Origin of the sequence: Spirillospora sp. NPDC000708 (genome assembly GCF_040299565.1) — a bacterium.
GTDB lineage: Bacteria > Actinomycetota > Actinomycetes > Streptosporangiales > Streptosporangiaceae > Spirillospora.
Genome location: NZ_JBEPCJ010000087.1, coordinates 1 through 16,359 on the forward strand (window position 1 = coordinate 1; position 16,359 = coordinate 16,359).

Here is a 16,359-nt window from a genome sequence, read left to right on the forward strand (position 1 = left end):
GCCCGGCTTGCCGTTCAGGACCCGGCTCACGGTCGCCTCGCTCACCCCGGCGTGCGCGGCGATGTCCGCCAGGCGTGTCGTCATAGGTCTCAAATTATCCCTCTTCACGGCTTTGCCACAGCGCGGTGTCCGGCGGGAGCACGACCGTGTCGCCCTCGATATGGACCGGTCCGCTCGCGAGCAGCGGAACGCCCCCGGCCGGGACGCGGACCGGACGGTCGCCCATGTTCACGACGCAGGCGCACGCGCGCCCGGTCGCGGGGTCCTCGCGGACGAACGACAGCGTGCCCTCGGGGCCGTCCAGCCAGCGGAGCGGGCCGTCGCCGAGCGCGGGATGCTCGTGCCGCAGGCGCAGCGCCGTCCGGTACAGCGCGAGCATCGAGCCGGGGTCCTCGCTCTGCGCCGCCACGGTCAGGTCGCGCCACGACGTCGGGATCGGCAGCCAGGACGAGGCGCCCGCGCCGAAGCCGAACGGCGGCTCCTCGCCCTCCCACGGCAGGGGGACGCGGCAGCCGTCCCGGCCCTGGCCCTCGCCGCGCAGCCGCTGCGGATCCTGCTGGAACTCCTCCGGCAGGTCGAGCACCTCGGGAAGGCCCAGCTCCTCACCCTGGTAGACGTACGCGGAGCCGGGCAGGGCGAGCGTCAGCAGGGCCGCCGCGCGGGCCCGCCGCAGGCCCGTGTCGCCGCCGCCGTAGCGGGTCACGTGCCGCTTCACGTCGTGGTTCGACAGCACCCAGGTCGCGGGCGCGCCGACGGCCCCGGCGGTGCGCAGCGACTCGTCGACCACCTCCCGCATCCCGGCCGCGTTCCACGGCGCCGTCAGGTAGTGGAAGTTGAACGCCTGGTGCAGCTCGTCCGGGCGGGTGTAGAGCGCGAGCCGCTCCGGGGTCGGCGCCCACGCCTCCGCGACCGCGATCCGCCGCCCGCCGTAGCCGTCCAGGACGCGGCGCCACTCGCGGTGGATGTCGTGGACGGCGTCCTGGTCGAAGTACGGCAGGACGTCGGTACCGAGCATCTCGACCTGGTTCGGGTGCCCGACGTCGGGCAGGCCGGGCGCCTTCGCCATGCCGTGCGCGACGTCGATCCGGAACCCGTCCACGCCGAGGTCGAGCCAGAACCGCAGGATGTCCGCGAACTCGGCGCGGACCTCGGGGTTCTCCCAGTCCAGGTCGGGCTGCTCGGCGGCGAACAGGTGCAGGTACCACTGCCCGTCCGGCACCCGCGTCCACGCGGGGCCGCCGAACACCGACTCCCAGTCGTTGGGCGGCTCGGCGCCGTCCGGGCCGCGGCCGTCGCGGAAGACGTAGCGGGCGCGCTCCGGCGAGCCGGGCGCGGCGGCGAGCGCCGCCCGGAACCAGGCGTGCCGGTCGGAGGTGTGGTTCGGCACCACGTCGACGATGATCCGCAGGCCCGCCGCGTGCGCGTCCTCGATCAGGGCGCGGGCGTCGGCGAGCGTGCCGAACAGCGGATCGACGTCGCGGTAGTCGGCGACGTCGTAGCCGAAGTCGGCCATCGGCGAGACGTAGAACGGGGTCAGCCACAGCGCGTCCACGCCGAGGGAGGCCAGGTACGGCAGCCGGGACCGGACGCCCGGCAGGTCGCCGACGCCGTCCCCGTCCGAGTCGGCGAAGCTGCGCACGTACACCTGGTAGATGACGGCGTCGCGCCACCAGCGGGCGGCGTCCCCGGCGGGGGAGCCCGGGGCGGGGACGGCGAGGGTGTCCTGCGTCATGAAGGTCCTTCGGGTAGGGAGCGTGTCGGGGTCACGTGCGGGCCGTCACTTGACGCCGCCGGCGGTGAGGCCGGCGACGATCCGGCGCTGGAAGACCAGCACGACGGCGATGAGCGGGACGGTCACGATGACCCCCGCCGCCATCTGGGTGCCGAACGGCTGGTCGAAGCCCGAGACGCCGGTGAACTTGGATATCGCCACGGTGGCGGTCTGCATCTCCTTCTTGTTGACCATGGACAGCGCGATCAGGAACTCGTTCCACGCGGCGATGAACGTCAGGATCGCCGTGGTGAACACCCCGGGCGCCGCCAGCGGCACGATGATCTTGCGGAACGCCTGGCCGCGGGTGCAGCCGTCCACCATCGCGGCCTGCTCCAGCTCGTACGGGAGCTGGCGGAAGAACGCGGTGAGCAGCCAGACCGACAGCGGCAGCGCGAACCCCAGGCTGGGCAGGATCATCGCCTGGTACGTGTTGATCCACTTGATGTCCGTGAACAGCTTCAGCAAGGGCACCAGCTGCGAGATTCCCGGGAACATCGTGGTCGCGACGATCAGTCCCAGCACCGCGTTCTTGAACCGGAAGTCCAGCCGGGCGAGGGCGTACGCGGTGAACGTGCCGATGAGCAGGGTCAGCGCGGTGGTGCAGCCGGCGACGACGAGGCTGTTCAGCAGCGCGCGGCCGAAGCCGTTGTCGCCGGAGAACACCGCGTGGAAGTTCTCCCACGACCAGCGCGTGGGGACGATGGAGTTGTCGAACTGGTCCTGCGGGCGCCGGAACGCCGACACGGCCATCCAGTAGAACGGCGCGAGGCAGTACATGGCCACGACGGCGAGCCCGAGGTAGGACAGTACCCGCTTCGGCAGCGACCCGGTCATGCGGTCACCTTCCTTCGCTTCCCCCTGACCGGGCGGTTCCTGCGCGGCCGCTTCGCCTGCTGCCGCGCCTCGCCGATGATGTCGGCGCCGAGCAGCTTGACGAACAGGTACGCGATCAGCGCGATGTACAGGAACAGGATCGTCGCGTACGCCGCCGCGGACCCGTACCGCAGGTTGGACGCCTCGAACCAGGCGATCATCGTCAGCGTCTCCACCGACCGCTGGTTCACCCCGATCAGCACGGCGGGCAGGTCGAACATCCGCAGCACGTCCAGCATCCGGAACAGCACCGCGACCAGCAGCGCGGGCTTGACCAGCGGCAGCGTGATCCGCCAGAACCGCTGGACGGGCCCGGCGCCGTCCACCCGGGCCGCCTCGTAGACGTCCCGGGGGATCATCTGCAGGCCGGCGAGCACGAGCAGCCCGATGAACGGGGAGGTCTTCCAGACCTCGGCGACGACGACGGCGATCTTCGCCTGGAACCCGTCGGCGGTCCACAGGACCTGGTGCCGCAGCACCGCGTTCGCGGCGCCGTCCGCCTGGAAGATCCACCGCCACAGCAGGCCGGAGATCGCGGTCGGGATCGCCCACGGGACGAGGATGCCGGCCCGCACGAACGCCCGGCCGCGGAACGCCTGCTGCATGATCAGCGCCATCGCGACGCCGATCACCGTCTCCAGCACGACCGTCGTGACGGTGAAGAACGTCGTGTTGCCGAAGGCGTTCCAGAACGCGTCGCCGCGGTCGCCGTGGAAGATCGCGGTGTAGTTGTCCAGGCCCACGAAGCGCTCGCCCTGAACGACGAACCCGTTGGCGTCGAGGCCCTCGCCGCGCGTGTACAGCGACTCGCGGAACCCGGCGAGCACCGGGTAGCCGATGACCAGCGCGAGCACGAGCAGCGTCGGGGACAGCAGCAGCGCCGCGAGCCGCCTCGTGCCCTGCACGTCGCGCTTGCGGGGGCGTGACCCGCCCGCCGCGGCGGTGTCCGCGGCGGGCGGCGTGCCGTCGTACGTGGTGGTCATGCCGGTCACTGCGCGGTCAGCGGACCGAGCTTGCCCTGCAGGTCGGTCAGCGCCTGGTCGACGGTCTTCCTACCGGTCACGGCGTCGTACACGTCGCCCTGGATCGCGGCGGTGACGTCGCCGTACTTCACCGCGACGGGGCGCGGCTTGGCGTTGCTGATGGCCTGCTTCAGCACCGGCAGGTACGGGAACTTCTTCACCATCTCGGGGTCGTCGTAGAGCGAGGCGAGCGTCGGCGCCTGCGAGGTGGCGAGGAGGTTCGCGCGCTGCGACTGCTCACCGGTCAGGTACCGGATGAAGTCGAGCGCGGTCGCCTTGTTCTTGGCGAACGCGGAGATCGCGAGGTTGTGGCCGCCGAGGTTGGCGACGCCCGGCCCGTTCGGGCCGGGCAGCTGCGCCACCGCGAACTCGCCCGCCACCTTCGACGACCCGTCGCCGGAGTTCGCGAGCGCGTACTGGTAGGGCCACTGCCGCTGGAACAGCAGCTTGCCGGACTGGAAGTAGCGGCGGCCGCCCTCGGTGTCGAGCGTGACGGCCTCCTTCGGCATCCGCCCGTCCTTCTTGGCGTCGACGAGGAACTGCAGGCCCTGCTTGGCCTGCGGCGTGTTCAGCGTCGGCCTGCCGTCCGCGCCGACGATGGACCCGCCGGCGCTGCCGATCGCCTCGACCGCGCTGATGGTGACGCTCTCGGTCTTGTTGACCTCGGTGAAGAAGCAGTCGACGCCCTTGCCCTCGGGCAGCTTCTCGACCTTGTCGCAGTCGGACCACATCTCGGCGTAGGTCTTCGGCGGCGCGGAGATCCCGGCCTTGGCGAGCAGGTCCTTGCGGTAGTACAGCATCCCGGCGTCGGAGGTGGACGGCACCGCGTACAGGTTGCCGCGGTACTGCCCGGTCGTGACGGTCGCGGGCAGCATCTTCGCCAGGTCGATCCGGTCCTTGGGCAGCGGTGTCAGCCAGCGGTTGGCGGCGAACTCCGCGGTCCACACCACGTCGAGGTTCAGCACCGTGTACGCGTCGGACTTCGTCGTCGCGTTCTGGATCATCTGCTGGCGCTGGTCGTTCGGCTCGTCCGGCAGCTCGATGACCCGGACCTTCTCCTGCGGGTGGTCGGCGTTCCAGCCGTCCAGCTGCTTCTGCAGGTAGCCGGAGCGGTCCTTGCCGGTGACGAAGGTGATGGGGCCGCGGCCGGTGAGGCTCGCGGTGCCCGCGCCGCCCTTCGAGCCGCCCCCGTCGTCCCCGCCGCAGGCGGAGAGCGAGAGCGCGAGGGCGGCGCAGACGACGGTGCCGGTGATGAAGGGGCCGGTGACGAGGGGGCCGGTGGAACTCGGGGCGCCGATCGGGGGGATGCGCCGCATGGGGTCCTCCTTCGCGGGACGCGGACGTCGTCCCGCAGGTCCGGGATTGGGGTGGCTGGACGGGGACGTTAGCAACGGCTTGCAGTCGCGTAAATAGCTTGCAGAAAGTTTCTGCAAGCCTGTTGCGGAGCCGTAACGCCTTACAGCGCGCCGGCAAACCCGGTGGCGTCCGGGCGGGCGCCTGCGCCAGGCTTCCGTCGTGACCTCCGAAGACCTCCGGCTCGTCCGCGACCACACCGTGCTGTCGGTCGTCACCGGCTCGCGCGCGTACGGCCTCGCGACCGGGGACAGCGACACCGACCGGCGCGGCGTGTTCGTCGCGCCCGCGCCGCTGTTCTGGCGTTTCACCAAGCCGCCGACCCATCTGGACGGCCCGCTGCCCGAGCAGTTCTCGTGGGAGCTGGAACGGTTCTGCGAGCTGGCGCTGGCCGCCAACCCGACCGTCCTGGAGTGCCTCTGGTCGCCGATCGTCGAGACGGTCACGCCCGTCGGGGAGGAGCTGCTGGCCGTCCGGGAGGCGTTCCTGTCCCGGCACGCGCACCGCACCTTCCTCCGCTACGCCGACGCCCAGTTCCGCAAGCTGCAAGGCGACTTGCGCAACCACGGCGAGCCGAAGTGGAAGCACGTCATGCACCTGCTGCGCCTGCTGCTGAGCGGCGAGCACCTGGTCCGGACGGGCGAGCCGCTGGTGGACGTCGGCGCCCAGCGCGACCGGCTGCTGGCCGTCCGGCGCGGCGAGACCGGCTGGGGCGAGATCGAGCGGTGGCGCGCCTCGCTCACCGCCGGCCTCGACGGCGCCCTCGACCGCAGCCCGCTGCCCCCCGAACCCGACCGCGACCGCGTGGAGACCCTCCTCGTCTCCGTCCGCCGCAGGAGTGTCGACTGGTGAACCTTCCCGAAGGCATGCTCGACGCGCTGGCCGCCGACCACCCGTACCCGCGGGCGTTCGTCACCGTCAGCGGCGCCCACCTGTACGGCTTCCCGTCGCAGGACTCCGACGTCGACCTGCGGGGCGTCCACCTGCTGCCGCTGGAGGAGATCGTCGGGCTGGAGACCGGCGAGGAGACCGTGACGCTCATGTGGGACCACGCGGGCGTGGAGGCCGACGTGGTCACCCACGACCTCGCGAAGTTCTGCGCGCTGCTGCTGCGGCGCAACGGGTACGTGCTGGAGCAGGTGCTGTCGCCGCTGGTCGTCGCGACGTCGCCGCTGCACGAGGAGCTGGTCGCGCTGACGCCCGGCCTGTTCACGTCGAACCACGCGCACCACTACCTCGGTTTCGCGCGCTCGCAGTGGAAGCTGTTCGAGCGGACCGGCGAGCTGAAGCCGCTGCTCTACACGTTCCGGGTGCTGCTCACCGGCGTCCACCTGATGCGGGAGGCGGAGCTCCAGGCGGACCTGACCCGCCTGACCGGATACGGCCCCGCCTACCTGCCGGAACTCGTCGAGGCCAAGCGCGCCGCCGAGCACGGCGCGCTGCCGGCGGACGCCCCGTCGCGGGAGGTCCTGGAGGCGGACGTCGCCGCGCTCACGGCCCGGCTGGAGGACGAGCGCGGCCGCAGCGCGCTCCCCGAGCAGCCGCCGGCGCGCCGTGCCCTGCACGACCTCGTGGTCCGCGCGCGAATCGGCTGAACCCTCGGGTACCTCCCCTCCGTGCCAGTCGGTGTGACCGCCCGACGGATTCGTTCAGAGCCTGAATGATTCACGGGTAGATTCATTGCCGGGGACGCGACCACGGGCCGCGGCCGCTGCGTACCGATCGCTGCGGGGCACGGTGATCACGAGCCGAGGAGGGGCAGATGCACGACCAGGGCATCGACAGCGAGGACATCGCGGAGGCGGACCTGAGAACGCGGCGCGGGACGTTCCGCGCCGTGGCGTTCCGGGACCCGGTCGACGGCAACGAGCACATGGCGCTCGTCCGGGGCGACGTCGCCGGCCGCGCGCGCGTCCTCGTCCGGATGCACTCCGAGTGCATGACCGGCGACATCTTCGGCGCCACCCGGTGCGAGTGCGGCGACCAGCTGGACGCGGCGATGGACGCCCTCGTCCGGGAGGGCGCCGGCGTCCTGGTCTACCTGCGCGGCCACGAGGGCCGGGGGATCGGGCTGGTGGCGAAGGTCCGCACGCACGTGCTGCAGGACCAGGGGCTCGACACCGTCGACTCCGCGACCGCGATCGGCCTGCCGGTCGACACCCGCGACTACGGGCCCGCCGCCCGGGTGCTGCGGTACCTCGGCGTCGGGTCGGTGCGGCTGCTGTCGAACAACCCGGTGAAGGTCAGCGCCCTGCGGTCCTACGGCATCGACGTCGCCGCCCGGGTCCCCCTCCTCGTCCCGGTCAGCGCCGACAACCTCCGCTACCTGACCGCCAAGCGCGACCGCCTCGGCCACGACCTGCCGCAGCTGGACGGCGTGCTGCCCGCGCAGGCGGCCCCGGTGGACGCCGGTGAGGCGCGCCGATGACCAGGCCGATGACGGTGTCACGCCCCGTGCCGCGGCCGGGGCGGCGCCGGCCCGTGGTGTGGCGGGCGTGGGAGCTCGCCGGCGCCGCGTGCGTCCAGGTGGCGGCCGTGGCGTGGCTGCGTCCGGGCCCGGCGGGGCTCGCCGCCGGCGTCGCCTGCGCCCTCGTCGCGTGGGGCGTCCTGGAGTTCGCGTTCCGGGGACGGCGCGCGCTGCGCCCAGCCGACCACGTCACGCTGGCGCGGCTCGTGCTCGTCGGATGCGTCGCGGCGCTCGTCACGGCGCGGCTCGTCCACGGCGGGCCGGTCGGGGCGCTGGTCGCGCTCGCGGCCGTCGCGCTCGTGCTGGACGGGGTGGACGGACGGGTCGCGCGCCGCACCGGGACGTCCTCCGACCTCGGCGCGCGCTTCGACATGGAGACCGACGCGCTGCTGATCCTGATCCTGTCGGTGCAGGTCGCGACGGTGGTCGGGGTGTGGGTGCTGGCGATCGGGGCGATGCGGTACGCGTTCGCCGCGGCGTCGTGGGCGGCGCCGTGGCTGCGGGCGCCGCTGCCGCCGAGCTTCGCGCGCAAGGCGGTCGCGGTGGTGCAGGGCGTCGTGCTCACGGCCGCGGCGTCCGGGGCCGTCCCGTACGCGGCGGCGTTCGTGGCCGCGGCGCTGGCGCTGCTGGCCTGGTCGTTCGGACGGGACGTGCTGGCGCTGGCCGCACGGCATCGCAGGACCCGGCGGGGGAGGGAAGTGCATGGAGCCCGACGCGCGCGCGTTCTGGATCCGGTCGCCCGGTGAGGGGGAGATCCGCCCGGTGGAGCTGCCGGAGCCGGGGCCCGGCGAGGTCGTCGTCCGGACGGTGTTCTCCGGCGTCAGCCGGGGGACCGAGACGCTCGTCTTCCGCGGCGGCGTCCCGGAGAACCAGTACGCGGTGATGCGGGCGCCGTTCCAGGACGGCGCGTTCCCCGGGCCGGTCAAGTACGGGTACCTCAACGTCGGGGTCGTCGAGCACGGACCGCCGGAGCTGGCCGGGCGGCACGTGTTCTGCCTCTACCCGCACCAGACCCGCTACGTGGTCCCGGAGGGCGCGGTCGTCCCGGTGCCGGACGGCGTCCCGCCCGAGCGGGCCGTCCTCGCCGGGACCGTGGAGACCGCCGTGAACGCGCTGTGGGACGCGGCGCCGCTGGTCGGCGACCGGATCGCGGTCGTCGGCGCGGGCATGGTCGGCTGCTCGGTCGCGGGCGTCCTCGCCGGGCTGCCCGGATGCGACGTCCAGCTCGTCGACGTCGACCCGGCGCGGGCGGAGACGGCGCGCGCGCTCGGCGTCGGGTTCGCGCTGCCCGGCGACGCCGACGGCGGCCGCGACCTGGTGTTCCACGCCAGCGCGACCGAGGACGGGCTGGTCCGCTCGCTGGAGCTGCTCGCGCCGGAGGGCGAGGTGATCGAGCTGAGCTGGTACGGCGACCGGAAGGTGAGCCTGCCGCTCGGCGAGTTCTTCCACTCGCGCCGGCTCGCCGTCCGCGCCAGCCAGGTCGGCATGGTCGCGCCGGCCCGGCGGTCCCGCCGGTCGTTCGGCGACCGGCTCGCGCTGGCGCTGCGGCTGCTGGCCGCCCCGGCTTTCGACGCACTGATCACGGGGAACAGCCCCTTCGACGAGCTTCCCCAGGCCATGGCCCGCTTGGCGCGCGGGGAGCCGCCCGCGCTCTGCCACCGGATCGACTACCCGGCGGCCTAGCACGCACAGGAACGCAACAGGGAGGGCACGTGTTCGGCATCACCGTCCGCGACCATTTCATGGTCGCGCACAGCTTCCGCGGCGAGGTCTTCGGCCCGGCGCAGGGGCTGCACGGCGCCACCTTCGTCGTGGACGCGACGTTCCGCCGCGCGGAACTCGACGCCGACAACATCGTGGTCGACATCGGGCTCGCCACCCGCGAGCTCGGCGAGGTCCTGCGGGAGCTGAACTACCGCAACCTGGACGACGAACCCGAGTTCGCCGGGGTCAACACGACGACGGAGTACCTCGCGAAGGTCGTCGCCGACCGGCTCGCCGCCCGGATTCACGCCGGGACGATGGGGGAGAGCGCGCGCGGGCTGTCCGGGATCGCGGTGACGCTGCGGGAGTCACACGTCGCCTGGGCGAGTTACGAGCGCGAGCTGTGACCGGCGGTACCGCGTTCCCCGTTCCCGGCGGCGCCGCGTTCGTCGTTCCCGGCGGCATCGACGACCCGGACGCCCCGAGCGGCGGCAACGTCTACGACCGGCGGCTCTGCCGGGCGCTCGCCGCCGCGGGGCGGCCCGTCCGGGAGATCGCCGCGCCCGGCGCCTGGCCGCGGCCCGGCGCGGCGGCCCGCGAGGGGCTCGGCCGGTCCCTCGCCGCCCTGCCCGACGGCACCGCCGTCCTGATGGACGGCCTGGTCGCGTGCGGGGTGCCGGACGTCGTCGTCCCGCACGCGTCCCGGCTGCGGCTCGCCGTCCTCGTCCACATGCCCCTCGTCGACGAGGGCGACGACCGTCTCGACGCCCTCGAACGCGCCGTGCTGCACTCCGCCGCCGCGGTCGTCGCGACCAGCCCGTGGGCGATGAAACGCCTGATCAGGCACCATGACCTCGACCCGGCCCGGGTGCACGCCGTCCCGCCCGGCGTCGATCCGGCGCCGCTCGCCGCCGGCACCGACGGGGCGTCGCGGCTGGTGTGCGTCGCGTCGGTCACCCCGCGCAAGGGCCACGACGTCCTCGTGGAGGCCCTCGCCCGCGCCGCCGACCTGCCGTGGAGCTGCGTCTGCGCCGGGCCCCTCGACCGCGACCCCGCCCACGCCGGGCGGGTGCGCGACCTGATCGCCCGGCACTCGCTCGGCGACCGCGTCCACCTCGCCGGGCCCCTCACCGGCCCCCGGCTCGCCGCCGTCCAGGACGCCGCCGACCTCGCCGTCCTGCCGACCCGCTCGGAGACCTACGGCATGGTCGTCACCGAGGCGCTCGCGCGCGGCACCCCCGTCCTGGCCGGCGACGTCGACGGCATCCCCGGCACTCTCGGGCACGCGCCCGGCGGCACCGTCCCCGGCCTGCTCGTCCCGCCGGACGACCCCGCCGCGCTCGCCGCGGCCCTGCGCCGCTGGCTGCTGGACCCCGGCCTGCGCGACCGGCTGCGGGACGCCGCGCGGCGGCGCCGCGACACCCTGTCCGGCTGGGACGACACGTCCCGCCGCATGGCCGCCGTCCTGGACGGCCTCACCGAGGAGGCACCGTGACCGGGTTCGCCCCGACCTGGCTGGCGCTGCGCGAGGACGCCGACGCCGCCGCCCGCGCCGGCGAGCTGCTCGCTCCGCTGCGCGCCCGCCTGCCGGCCGGCGGGCCGCTGGTCATCTGGGACCTCGGCTGCGGCACCGGCGCGCTCGGGCGCTGGCTCGCCCCGCGCCTGCCCGGCCCCCAGCACTGGGTCCTGTACGACGACGACCCCGCGCTGCTGGAGGAGGCCCGCGCCAACGCCTACCGCACCGCCGACGGCACGCCCGCCACCCTCGAGACCCGCGAGGGCGACCTCGCCGGGCTGCGCGCCGCCGACCTCGTCGGCGCGTCGCTGGTCACCGCGTCCGCGCTGCTGGACGTCCTCACCGCCGAGGAGGTCGACGGGATCGCCGCCGCCGCGTCCTGCCCCGCGCTGCTGACCCTCACGGTCGCCGGACGCGTCCGGATCCTCCCGCACGACCCGCTCGACGCCGAGATCGGCGCCGCGTTCGACGCCCACCAGCGGCGCGACGGGCTGCTCGGCCCCGACGCGCCCGCCGCCGCCGCGACCGCGTTCCGCCGCCGCGGCGCGCACGTCCAGACCCGTCCCAGCCCGTGGCGGCTCGGCCCGGACCGGGCCGACCTCACCGCCGAATGGCTGCGCGGCTGGGTCGGCGCCGCCGTCGAGCAGCGCCCCGACCTCGCCGAACCCGCCGCCGAGTACCTGCGCCGCCGACTCGCCGAGTGCGACGCCGGCCGCCTCACCGCCGAGGTCCACCACACCGACCTGCTCGCACTCCCCGGGGGAACACCGTGAAACTCCGTCCCTGGCTGCGCGTCGCGGCCGCGCTGGCGATCCTCGCCGGCCTGCTGTGGTGGCACAGCACGTCGGCGTTCGTGGCCGCGCTGAAGGCGGTCGACGGGCCGTCCGTCGCTGCCGCGCTGGCCGTCGGCCTGCTCAGCACCGTGTGCGCCGCGGCCCGCTGGCGGCTGATCGCCCGGCGCCTCGGCCTGCCGCTGCCGCTGTCCGGCGCCGTCGTCGCCTACTACCGGGCGCTGTTCCTCAACGCGGTGCTGCCCGCCGGGGTCCTCGGCGACGTGCACCGCGCCGTCAGCCACGGCCACCGGTCCGGGGACGTGGGGCGCGGCGTCCGCGCGGTCGTGCTGGAGCGCGCGGCGGGGCAGATCGTCCTCGTGCTCGCGTGCCTGGCCGTCCTGCCGGCCCGGCCGTCCCTGCTGGCGTCGCTGACGCCCGCGCTGATCCCGGCGGCGCTGGTGCTGAGCGTCCTGCTCGCGCTGGCCCGGTGGCGGCACCGGGCGGTCGCCGCCGCGCTCGCGGAGGCCCGCGGCGTCCTCGCGGCCTGGCCCGGCATCGCCGGGCTGTCGGTCGCGGCGCTCGCCGGGCATCTCGCCCTGTTCGTCGTCGCCGCGCGCGCCGCCGGCTCCCATGCGCCCCTCACCGAACTGCTGCCGCTGATGCTGCTGGCGCTGCTGGTCATGGGGCTACCGATCAACGTGGGCGGCTGGGGGCCGCGCGAGGCCGTGACCGCGCTGGCGTTCGGCGCCGCCGGCCTAGGCTCCGCCGAGGGCCTCACCATCTCCGTCGTCTACGGCGTGCTGACCTTCGTGTCCGCCCTGCCGGGCGGCCTGGCCCTGCTGGTCCAGCACCGCGAGACACCTCCCGAACGCCCCGACGAGGCTGGCCAGCGCGTCCCGGCCCTTGCCGGCCGAGGCCAGTGACGGCCGCCCGATGACGCCCGACGCGGTGTAGGGCGCCATTCCGGCCGTCAGCAGGTGCCGCCGGTCGTCGGCCAGGTGGTCGGAGCCCTCGTACCCGGGCCGCACCAGTTCCGGGTGCGCGTGCAGCAGGATCGACGTCTCCAGCTCACCGGCGTGCATGTCGGAGATGCCGGACGTCGCCATTCCGGCGGCCGCGCGCGCGTCCTCCCATTCGTCCATTCCGGGGAACAGCGCCATGGCGCCGGCCGACTCCTGGACGGCGTTCCCGAGCACGTAGTTGCCGCCGTGCCCGCTGACCAGCACGAGCTTCGGCACGCCCGCCCCGCGCAGCGACTCCGCGACGTCCCGCACCACCGCGTACAGGGTCGCCGCCGAGATGCTGACCGTCCCCGGCCAGCCCGCGTGCTCGTGCGAGCAGGAGATCGTCACGGGCGGCAGCACCCGCACGGGATACCGTTCGGCGATCTCCTCGGCGACGGTGCAGGCGATCACCGTGTCCGTGGCCAGCGGCAGGAACGGCCCGTGCTGCTCGAAGCTCCCGACGGGCAGCAGCGCCACGCGGACGTCCCGTTCCTCCGTGCTCGTGTGCATCGGCACCATGCGCCCCACCCTGCCACGCCGCCCCCGCGCCGGACGGTACGCCGCGCCGGATGACCTGAACGCCGCGACTCGCAATGCTTTTCCTCTTTGTCTTACATGATCAGCATGTCCATTATCTGGGCTTCTGACGGGGGCGGAATGTCTCCGCTTGGGGATCGTTCGAACCGGACTTCATGATCTACGTCCGACGCTGTCCCCAATGTTTGCGATCAGCGCGACATCAGTCGAATTCTCCCTGGGAAGTGTGATCAACGAAACGATGTCGGACACCTCCGGCAAACAACACGATCACTAGTTCGGGGAGAAGTATGATGACAAGCGCGCGAACCGGCATGAGGCTCGCGGTGGCCGGAGCGGCGGGCGGCCTGACCCTGCTGGGCGGCGGCGCCGCCATGGCGGCCACCGCGCCGCACGGCGGTCCGGTCGTCGGCGCCGGCGACATCTGCCGGTACGAGGTCATCGCGCGGGACGGCCTGAACGTCCACGAGACCCCGGCCGGCAAGCTCATCCCGCCGCCGCTGAAGTTCGGCCTGCACATCGACGCGGACTGCACGGCGAGCCACGGCGGCTGGGTCGAGGTGCACGGGGGCGTGCCGGTGAGCCAGCGGCACGGCTTTGTCTTCAAGAAGTTCCTGAAGCTGATCACTCCCAGCGGCGGCGCGTCCGCCGGTGCCGGCGGCACCTCCGTCGCGACGAACCCGATGCTGGCCGGCGCCGGCGTCGGCACCGTCGCGCTCGGCGCGGGCATCGCGATCGCGGTGCGGCGCCGCCGGGCGCAGGACGCCGCCTGAGCGTACGCGCGCTCCGTCGGCGGCCGGACCGTCCGTTCCATCGGCCGGCCGCCGACGTGCCGGAGGCGAGTCCATGACGGCGTTGTCGGATTACGAGGGACTCGCGGGCTATTTCCGAGAGCGGGGGAATATTCGCGGTGCATTGGGTGCATGGGCCTATTGTCCGTAATGGAGTCCATGACCGGCCATCAAGGGCGCCGCTTTGTCATTGAACGATGAGATATTCGATCAGTGGTCGGATCGCTATCCCCAACGTTTACGGCCAGGACGGCATGTGCCTAATCAGCTGAGGGCAGCTTGATCATGATGATGTCGGACACCTCCGGCATCAACAAGATCACTGTTGGGGGAAGAATGAGCTCTAGCGCGCGCACTGGAATGGCGCTCGCGGTGGCCGGTGCGGCGGGCGGCCTGACGCTGCTGGCCGGCGGCGCCGCCGAGGCGGCGACGGCCACGTCGCAGCTGGCCGCCGCGCCGAAGATCTGCCGGTACGAGGTCACCGCGAGCAGCCTGAACGTCCGCACGGGCCCGGGCACCCGGTGGGAGACGGTGCCGCCTCCGCTGCGGCGCGGCAAGCACCTCGGCGCCGACTGCATCAGCAGCCAGGCCGGCTGGCACCAGCTCCGGTCGAACCAGACCGGCAAGTGGGTCGACGGCCGGTTCCTGCGCCTGCTCAGCCACATCGGCAGGAGCTGCCGCTACGAGGTCACCGCGAACAGCCTGAACGTCCGCACCGGCCCGGGCACCGGCTACAGCGTGTCGCCGCCTCCGCTGCGGCGCGGCCAGCACATCACCGCCGACTGCAGGCGCAGCGAGGCCGGCTGGAAGACGCTCCGCCAGAGCGTGCCGTCGAACCAGCTCGGCAAGTGGGTCTCCGGCGCGTTCCTCAAGCCGATCCGCGGGGCGCGCGGCGGCGTCGAGGCCGGTGCGGGCGGCACCTCCGCCGCGTCCAGCCCGCTGCTGGCCGGGGCCGGCCTCGGCGTGATCGCGCTGGGCGGCGGCGTCGGGATCGCGGCGTTCCGCCGCCGGGCGCAGGGGCTCTCCTGAACCGATGAGCAAAGCAAGGCGCAGCGGCCGGCCAATGCACCCGTGGTATTGGCTGGCCGCCGTCCTCATCGCGACAGGGACCGCCATGTGCGTCGTCGGGTTCCGGCTGACCGGCCCCGACGCACCGCCGCAGCCGCCTTCGTCGAACCTGGTGGAGAAGGCGCCCGACGACACGGCGCCGAACCCGGAGCAGGCGCTCTCGCCGTCGCTGCCCGAACGGGTCAGGATCCCGGTCATCAAGGTGAACGCCCCGGTCATTCGGGTCGCCACCAAGCCGAACGGGGAGCTGGAGGTGCCGCCGCTCAGCCGGGTCGACCAGGTCGGCTGGTACCAGGACGGGCCGACGCCGGGCGAGAACGGCCGCAGCGTCCTCGTCGGCCATGTCGACTCCAAGACCAAGCCGGGCGTCTTCTACAAGCTCGGCGCGCTCCGTCCGGGGCAGCGGATCGAGGTGGTCCGCGAGGACAGGACCGTCCCGGCCTTCCGCATCGACCGCGTCCAGCGCGTCGACAAGGACAAGTTCCCGACCGACGGCGTCTACGGGCGCGGTGGCGGGCCGGAACTGCGCCTCATCACGTGCGGCGGCAGGTTCGACCACGCCCGCGGCCACTATGACGACAACATCATCGTCTACGCGTCCCTGATCCCCGGGACGCCGAACACCGCCCAGCGAGCCCACACCGAAGGCTGACCGGGCGACAGCAACGGCCCCGGCGCCGCGCGACCACTCCGCGGCCCGGGGCCGCCGCATGCCCGCTCCTGGAAGCGCACACCGTCCACGGCATGGCGGACGGGTATGTCAGCCGGAGCCGCGCCGGGTCAGGGCGCGGCGGAGGACGGGGGCCACGGCGAGGGTGCCGGCGGCCGTGGCGGCGAGGAGCGCCCAACGGCGGCGGCGTGCGGGCGGAGACTCGGGCGGCGGAGCGGGGGCCCGGCGGTACTCCTCGTCGAGGATCTCGTGGAAGCGGCGGGCCCGCTTGCTGCCGGACGTGCTCAGGCGCACCTGGCGGGCCTCCTCCCAGTAGGCGCGTCCGGGACGGCCGCTGAACATCTCGCGGGAGATGGCACGCAGACGGACCTCGGGAAGGGCCTTGGTCTCGTAGGACATCTGCCACTCGGAGACGATCATGTTGATGTACATGAGCTGCCGGCGTGCCTTGCGGTCCTCGCCTTCGGGAACCGGACCCCACGCCTCGTCCAGCGCCGGGTCGTCCATCGCCATCTTGAGCAGTTCGGCGATCGCGATCCGCCGAGCCTCCTCACGAGCGATCTTCGTGTCGTGCGCCTGGAAGATGAGGGTGGCGACGATGCCGATGAGGGCGAGGACGGACAGGAGTGCGGACGCCGCGCCATAGGTCTGGCCGATGAAACTCCATCGCTCCCAGCGGGAGGTGGGCCCGGAGAAGGCTCGCAGGGCCCAGGGCGACGCACCGATGACAGCGATGACGAGGAGCGTGCCGAGGCTGATGAGGAGTGTGCTCAGCCTGCTCCGGCCCATGCGAACGGAAGGCATCTA

The 16,359-nt window shown here is 73.4% G+C and carries 18 protein-coding genes and 1 pseudogene; 12 read left to right on the forward strand and 7 right to left on the reverse strand.

Going from position 1 to position 16,359, the window contains the following annotated elements; genetic code table 11:
- The 5 genes from ABT299_RS40965 to ABT299_RS40985 all read right to left on the reverse strand — a co-directional run.
- Positions 1 to 84: LacI family DNA-binding transcriptional regulator (locus ABT299_RS40965; protein ID WP_500254074.1), on the reverse strand; the 84-nt coding region annotated here is incomplete at its 3' end.
- Positions 85 to 94: 10 nt separating this feature from the next.
- Positions 95 to 1,732 (reverse strand): glycoside hydrolase family 13 protein, encoded by a 1,638-nt coding sequence (locus tag ABT299_RS40970; protein ID WP_387028690.1) that lies wholly within the window; start codon positions 1,730 to 1,732, stop codon positions 95 to 97.
- Positions 1,733 to 1,777: 45 nt separating this feature from the next.
- A complete protein-coding gene (locus ABT299_RS40975; protein ID WP_500254048.1) occupies positions 1,778 to 2,608 on the reverse strand; it encodes a carbohydrate ABC transporter permease in 831 nt (276 codons plus the stop codon).
- The gene (locus tag ABT299_RS40980; protein ID WP_500254049.1) at positions 2,605 to 3,630 is read right to left on the reverse strand and encodes a carbohydrate ABC transporter permease; all 1,026 of its coding nucleotides are present in this window, start codon (positions 3,628 to 3,630) and stop codon (positions 2,605 to 2,607) included. The genes ABT299_RS40975 and ABT299_RS40980 overlap by 4 nt, the downstream gene beginning before the upstream one ends.
- A 5-nt stretch (positions 3,631 to 3,635) precedes the next feature.
- Positions 3,636 to 4,985, reverse strand: a complete 1,350-nt coding sequence (locus ABT299_RS40985; protein ID WP_500254050.1) for an ABC transporter substrate-binding protein — start codon at positions 4,983 to 4,985, stop codon at positions 3,636 to 3,638.
- Positions 4,986 to 5,184: 199 nt separating this feature from the next.
- Here ABT299_RS40985 and ABT299_RS40990 point away from each other — a divergent pair, with 199 nt between their 5' ends.
- The 9 genes and pseudogenes from ABT299_RS40990 to ABT299_RS41030 all read left to right on the forward strand — a co-directional run.
- Positions 5,185 to 5,874, forward strand: a complete 690-nt coding sequence (locus tag ABT299_RS40990; protein WP_500254051.1) for a nucleotidyltransferase domain-containing protein — start codon at positions 5,185 to 5,187, stop codon at positions 5,872 to 5,874.
- On the forward strand, positions 5,871 to 6,617 hold the full coding sequence (locus tag ABT299_RS40995) for a nucleotidyltransferase domain-containing protein (protein ID WP_387028697.1): 747 nt from the start codon (positions 5,871 to 5,873) through the stop codon (positions 6,615 to 6,617). Before ABT299_RS40990 ends, ABT299_RS40995 begins: the two co-directional genes overlap by 4 nt.
- A 167-nt stretch (positions 6,618 to 6,784) precedes the next feature.
- Positions 6,785 to 7,450, forward strand: a complete 666-nt coding sequence (ribA, locus tag ABT299_RS41000) for a GTP cyclohydrolase II (RefSeq protein ID WP_190866897.1) — start codon at positions 6,785 to 6,787, stop codon at positions 7,448 to 7,450.
- Positions 7,451 to 7,458: 8 nt separating this feature from the next.
- Positions 7,459 to 8,235 carry a CDP-alcohol phosphatidyltransferase family protein gene (locus tag ABT299_RS41005; protein ID WP_500254052.1) on the forward strand — a complete coding sequence of 259 codons (777 nt, stop codon included), beginning with the start codon at positions 7,459 to 7,461 and terminating at the stop codon, positions 8,233 to 8,235.
- Entirely contained in the window at positions 8,192 to 9,172 is a 981-nt protein-coding gene (locus ABT299_RS41010; protein WP_500254053.1) for a zinc-dependent alcohol dehydrogenase, read from the forward strand. Before ABT299_RS41005 ends, ABT299_RS41010 begins: the two co-directional genes overlap by 44 nt.
- A gap of 29 nt (positions 9,173 to 9,201) precedes the next feature.
- Positions 9,202 to 9,600 (forward strand): 6-carboxytetrahydropterin synthase, encoded by a 399-nt coding sequence (locus ABT299_RS41015; RefSeq protein ID WP_190866901.1) that lies wholly within the window; start codon positions 9,202 to 9,204, stop codon positions 9,598 to 9,600.
- Positions 9,597 to 10,688 carry a glycosyltransferase family 4 protein gene (locus tag ABT299_RS41020; RefSeq protein ID WP_387028706.1) on the forward strand — a complete coding sequence of 364 codons (1,092 nt, stop codon included), beginning with the start codon at positions 9,597 to 9,599 and terminating at the stop codon, positions 10,686 to 10,688. Before ABT299_RS41015 ends, ABT299_RS41020 begins: the two co-directional genes overlap by 4 nt.
- Positions 10,685 to 11,482 (forward strand): methyltransferase domain-containing protein, encoded by a 798-nt coding sequence (locus tag ABT299_RS41025; RefSeq protein WP_500254054.1) that lies wholly within the window; start codon positions 10,685 to 10,687, stop codon positions 11,480 to 11,482. The genes ABT299_RS41020 and ABT299_RS41025 overlap by 4 nt, the downstream gene beginning before the upstream one ends.
- An 80-nt stretch (positions 11,483 to 11,562) precedes the next feature.
- Positions 11,563 to 12,246 (forward strand): annotated as a pseudogene (locus tag ABT299_RS41030) (lysylphosphatidylglycerol synthase transmembrane domain-containing protein); the annotation flags it as partial.
- Here ABT299_RS41030 and ABT299_RS41035 read toward each other — a convergent pair.
- Positions 12,238 to 13,005, reverse strand: coding sequence for a creatininase family protein (locus ABT299_RS41035; protein ID WP_500254055.1), 768 nt, complete (start codon positions 13,003 to 13,005; stop codon positions 12,238 to 12,240). The pseudogene ABT299_RS41030 and the gene ABT299_RS41035 overlap by 9 nt on opposite strands.
- 311 nt (positions 13,006 to 13,316) lie before the next feature.
- Between ABT299_RS41035 and ABT299_RS41040 the strand changes: the two genes are divergently transcribed.
- From ABT299_RS41040 to ABT299_RS41050, 3 genes are all read left to right on the forward strand, one after another.
- Positions 13,317 to 13,796: a hypothetical protein gene (locus ABT299_RS41040; RefSeq protein ID WP_387028711.1), complete on the forward strand. Its 480-nt coding sequence runs from the start codon at positions 13,317 to 13,319 to the stop codon at positions 13,794 to 13,796.
- A gap of 354 nt (positions 13,797 to 14,150) precedes the next feature.
- Entirely contained in the window at positions 14,151 to 14,843 is a 693-nt protein-coding gene (locus ABT299_RS41045) for an SH3 domain-containing protein (protein ID WP_500254056.1), read from the forward strand.
- A 4-nt stretch (positions 14,844 to 14,847) separates the two neighbouring features.
- Entirely contained in the window at positions 14,848 to 15,534 is a 687-nt protein-coding gene (locus ABT299_RS41050; RefSeq protein ID WP_500254057.1) for a class F sortase, read from the forward strand.
- A 108-nt stretch (positions 15,535 to 15,642) separates the two neighbouring features.
- Here ABT299_RS41050 and ABT299_RS41055 read toward each other — a convergent pair whose 3' ends face one another.
- Positions 15,643 to 16,356, reverse strand: a complete 714-nt coding sequence (locus tag ABT299_RS41055; protein WP_500254058.1) for a DUF6082 family protein — start codon at positions 16,354 to 16,356, stop codon at positions 15,643 to 15,645.
- Between the last annotated feature and the right edge of the window lie 3 nt (positions 16,357 to 16,359).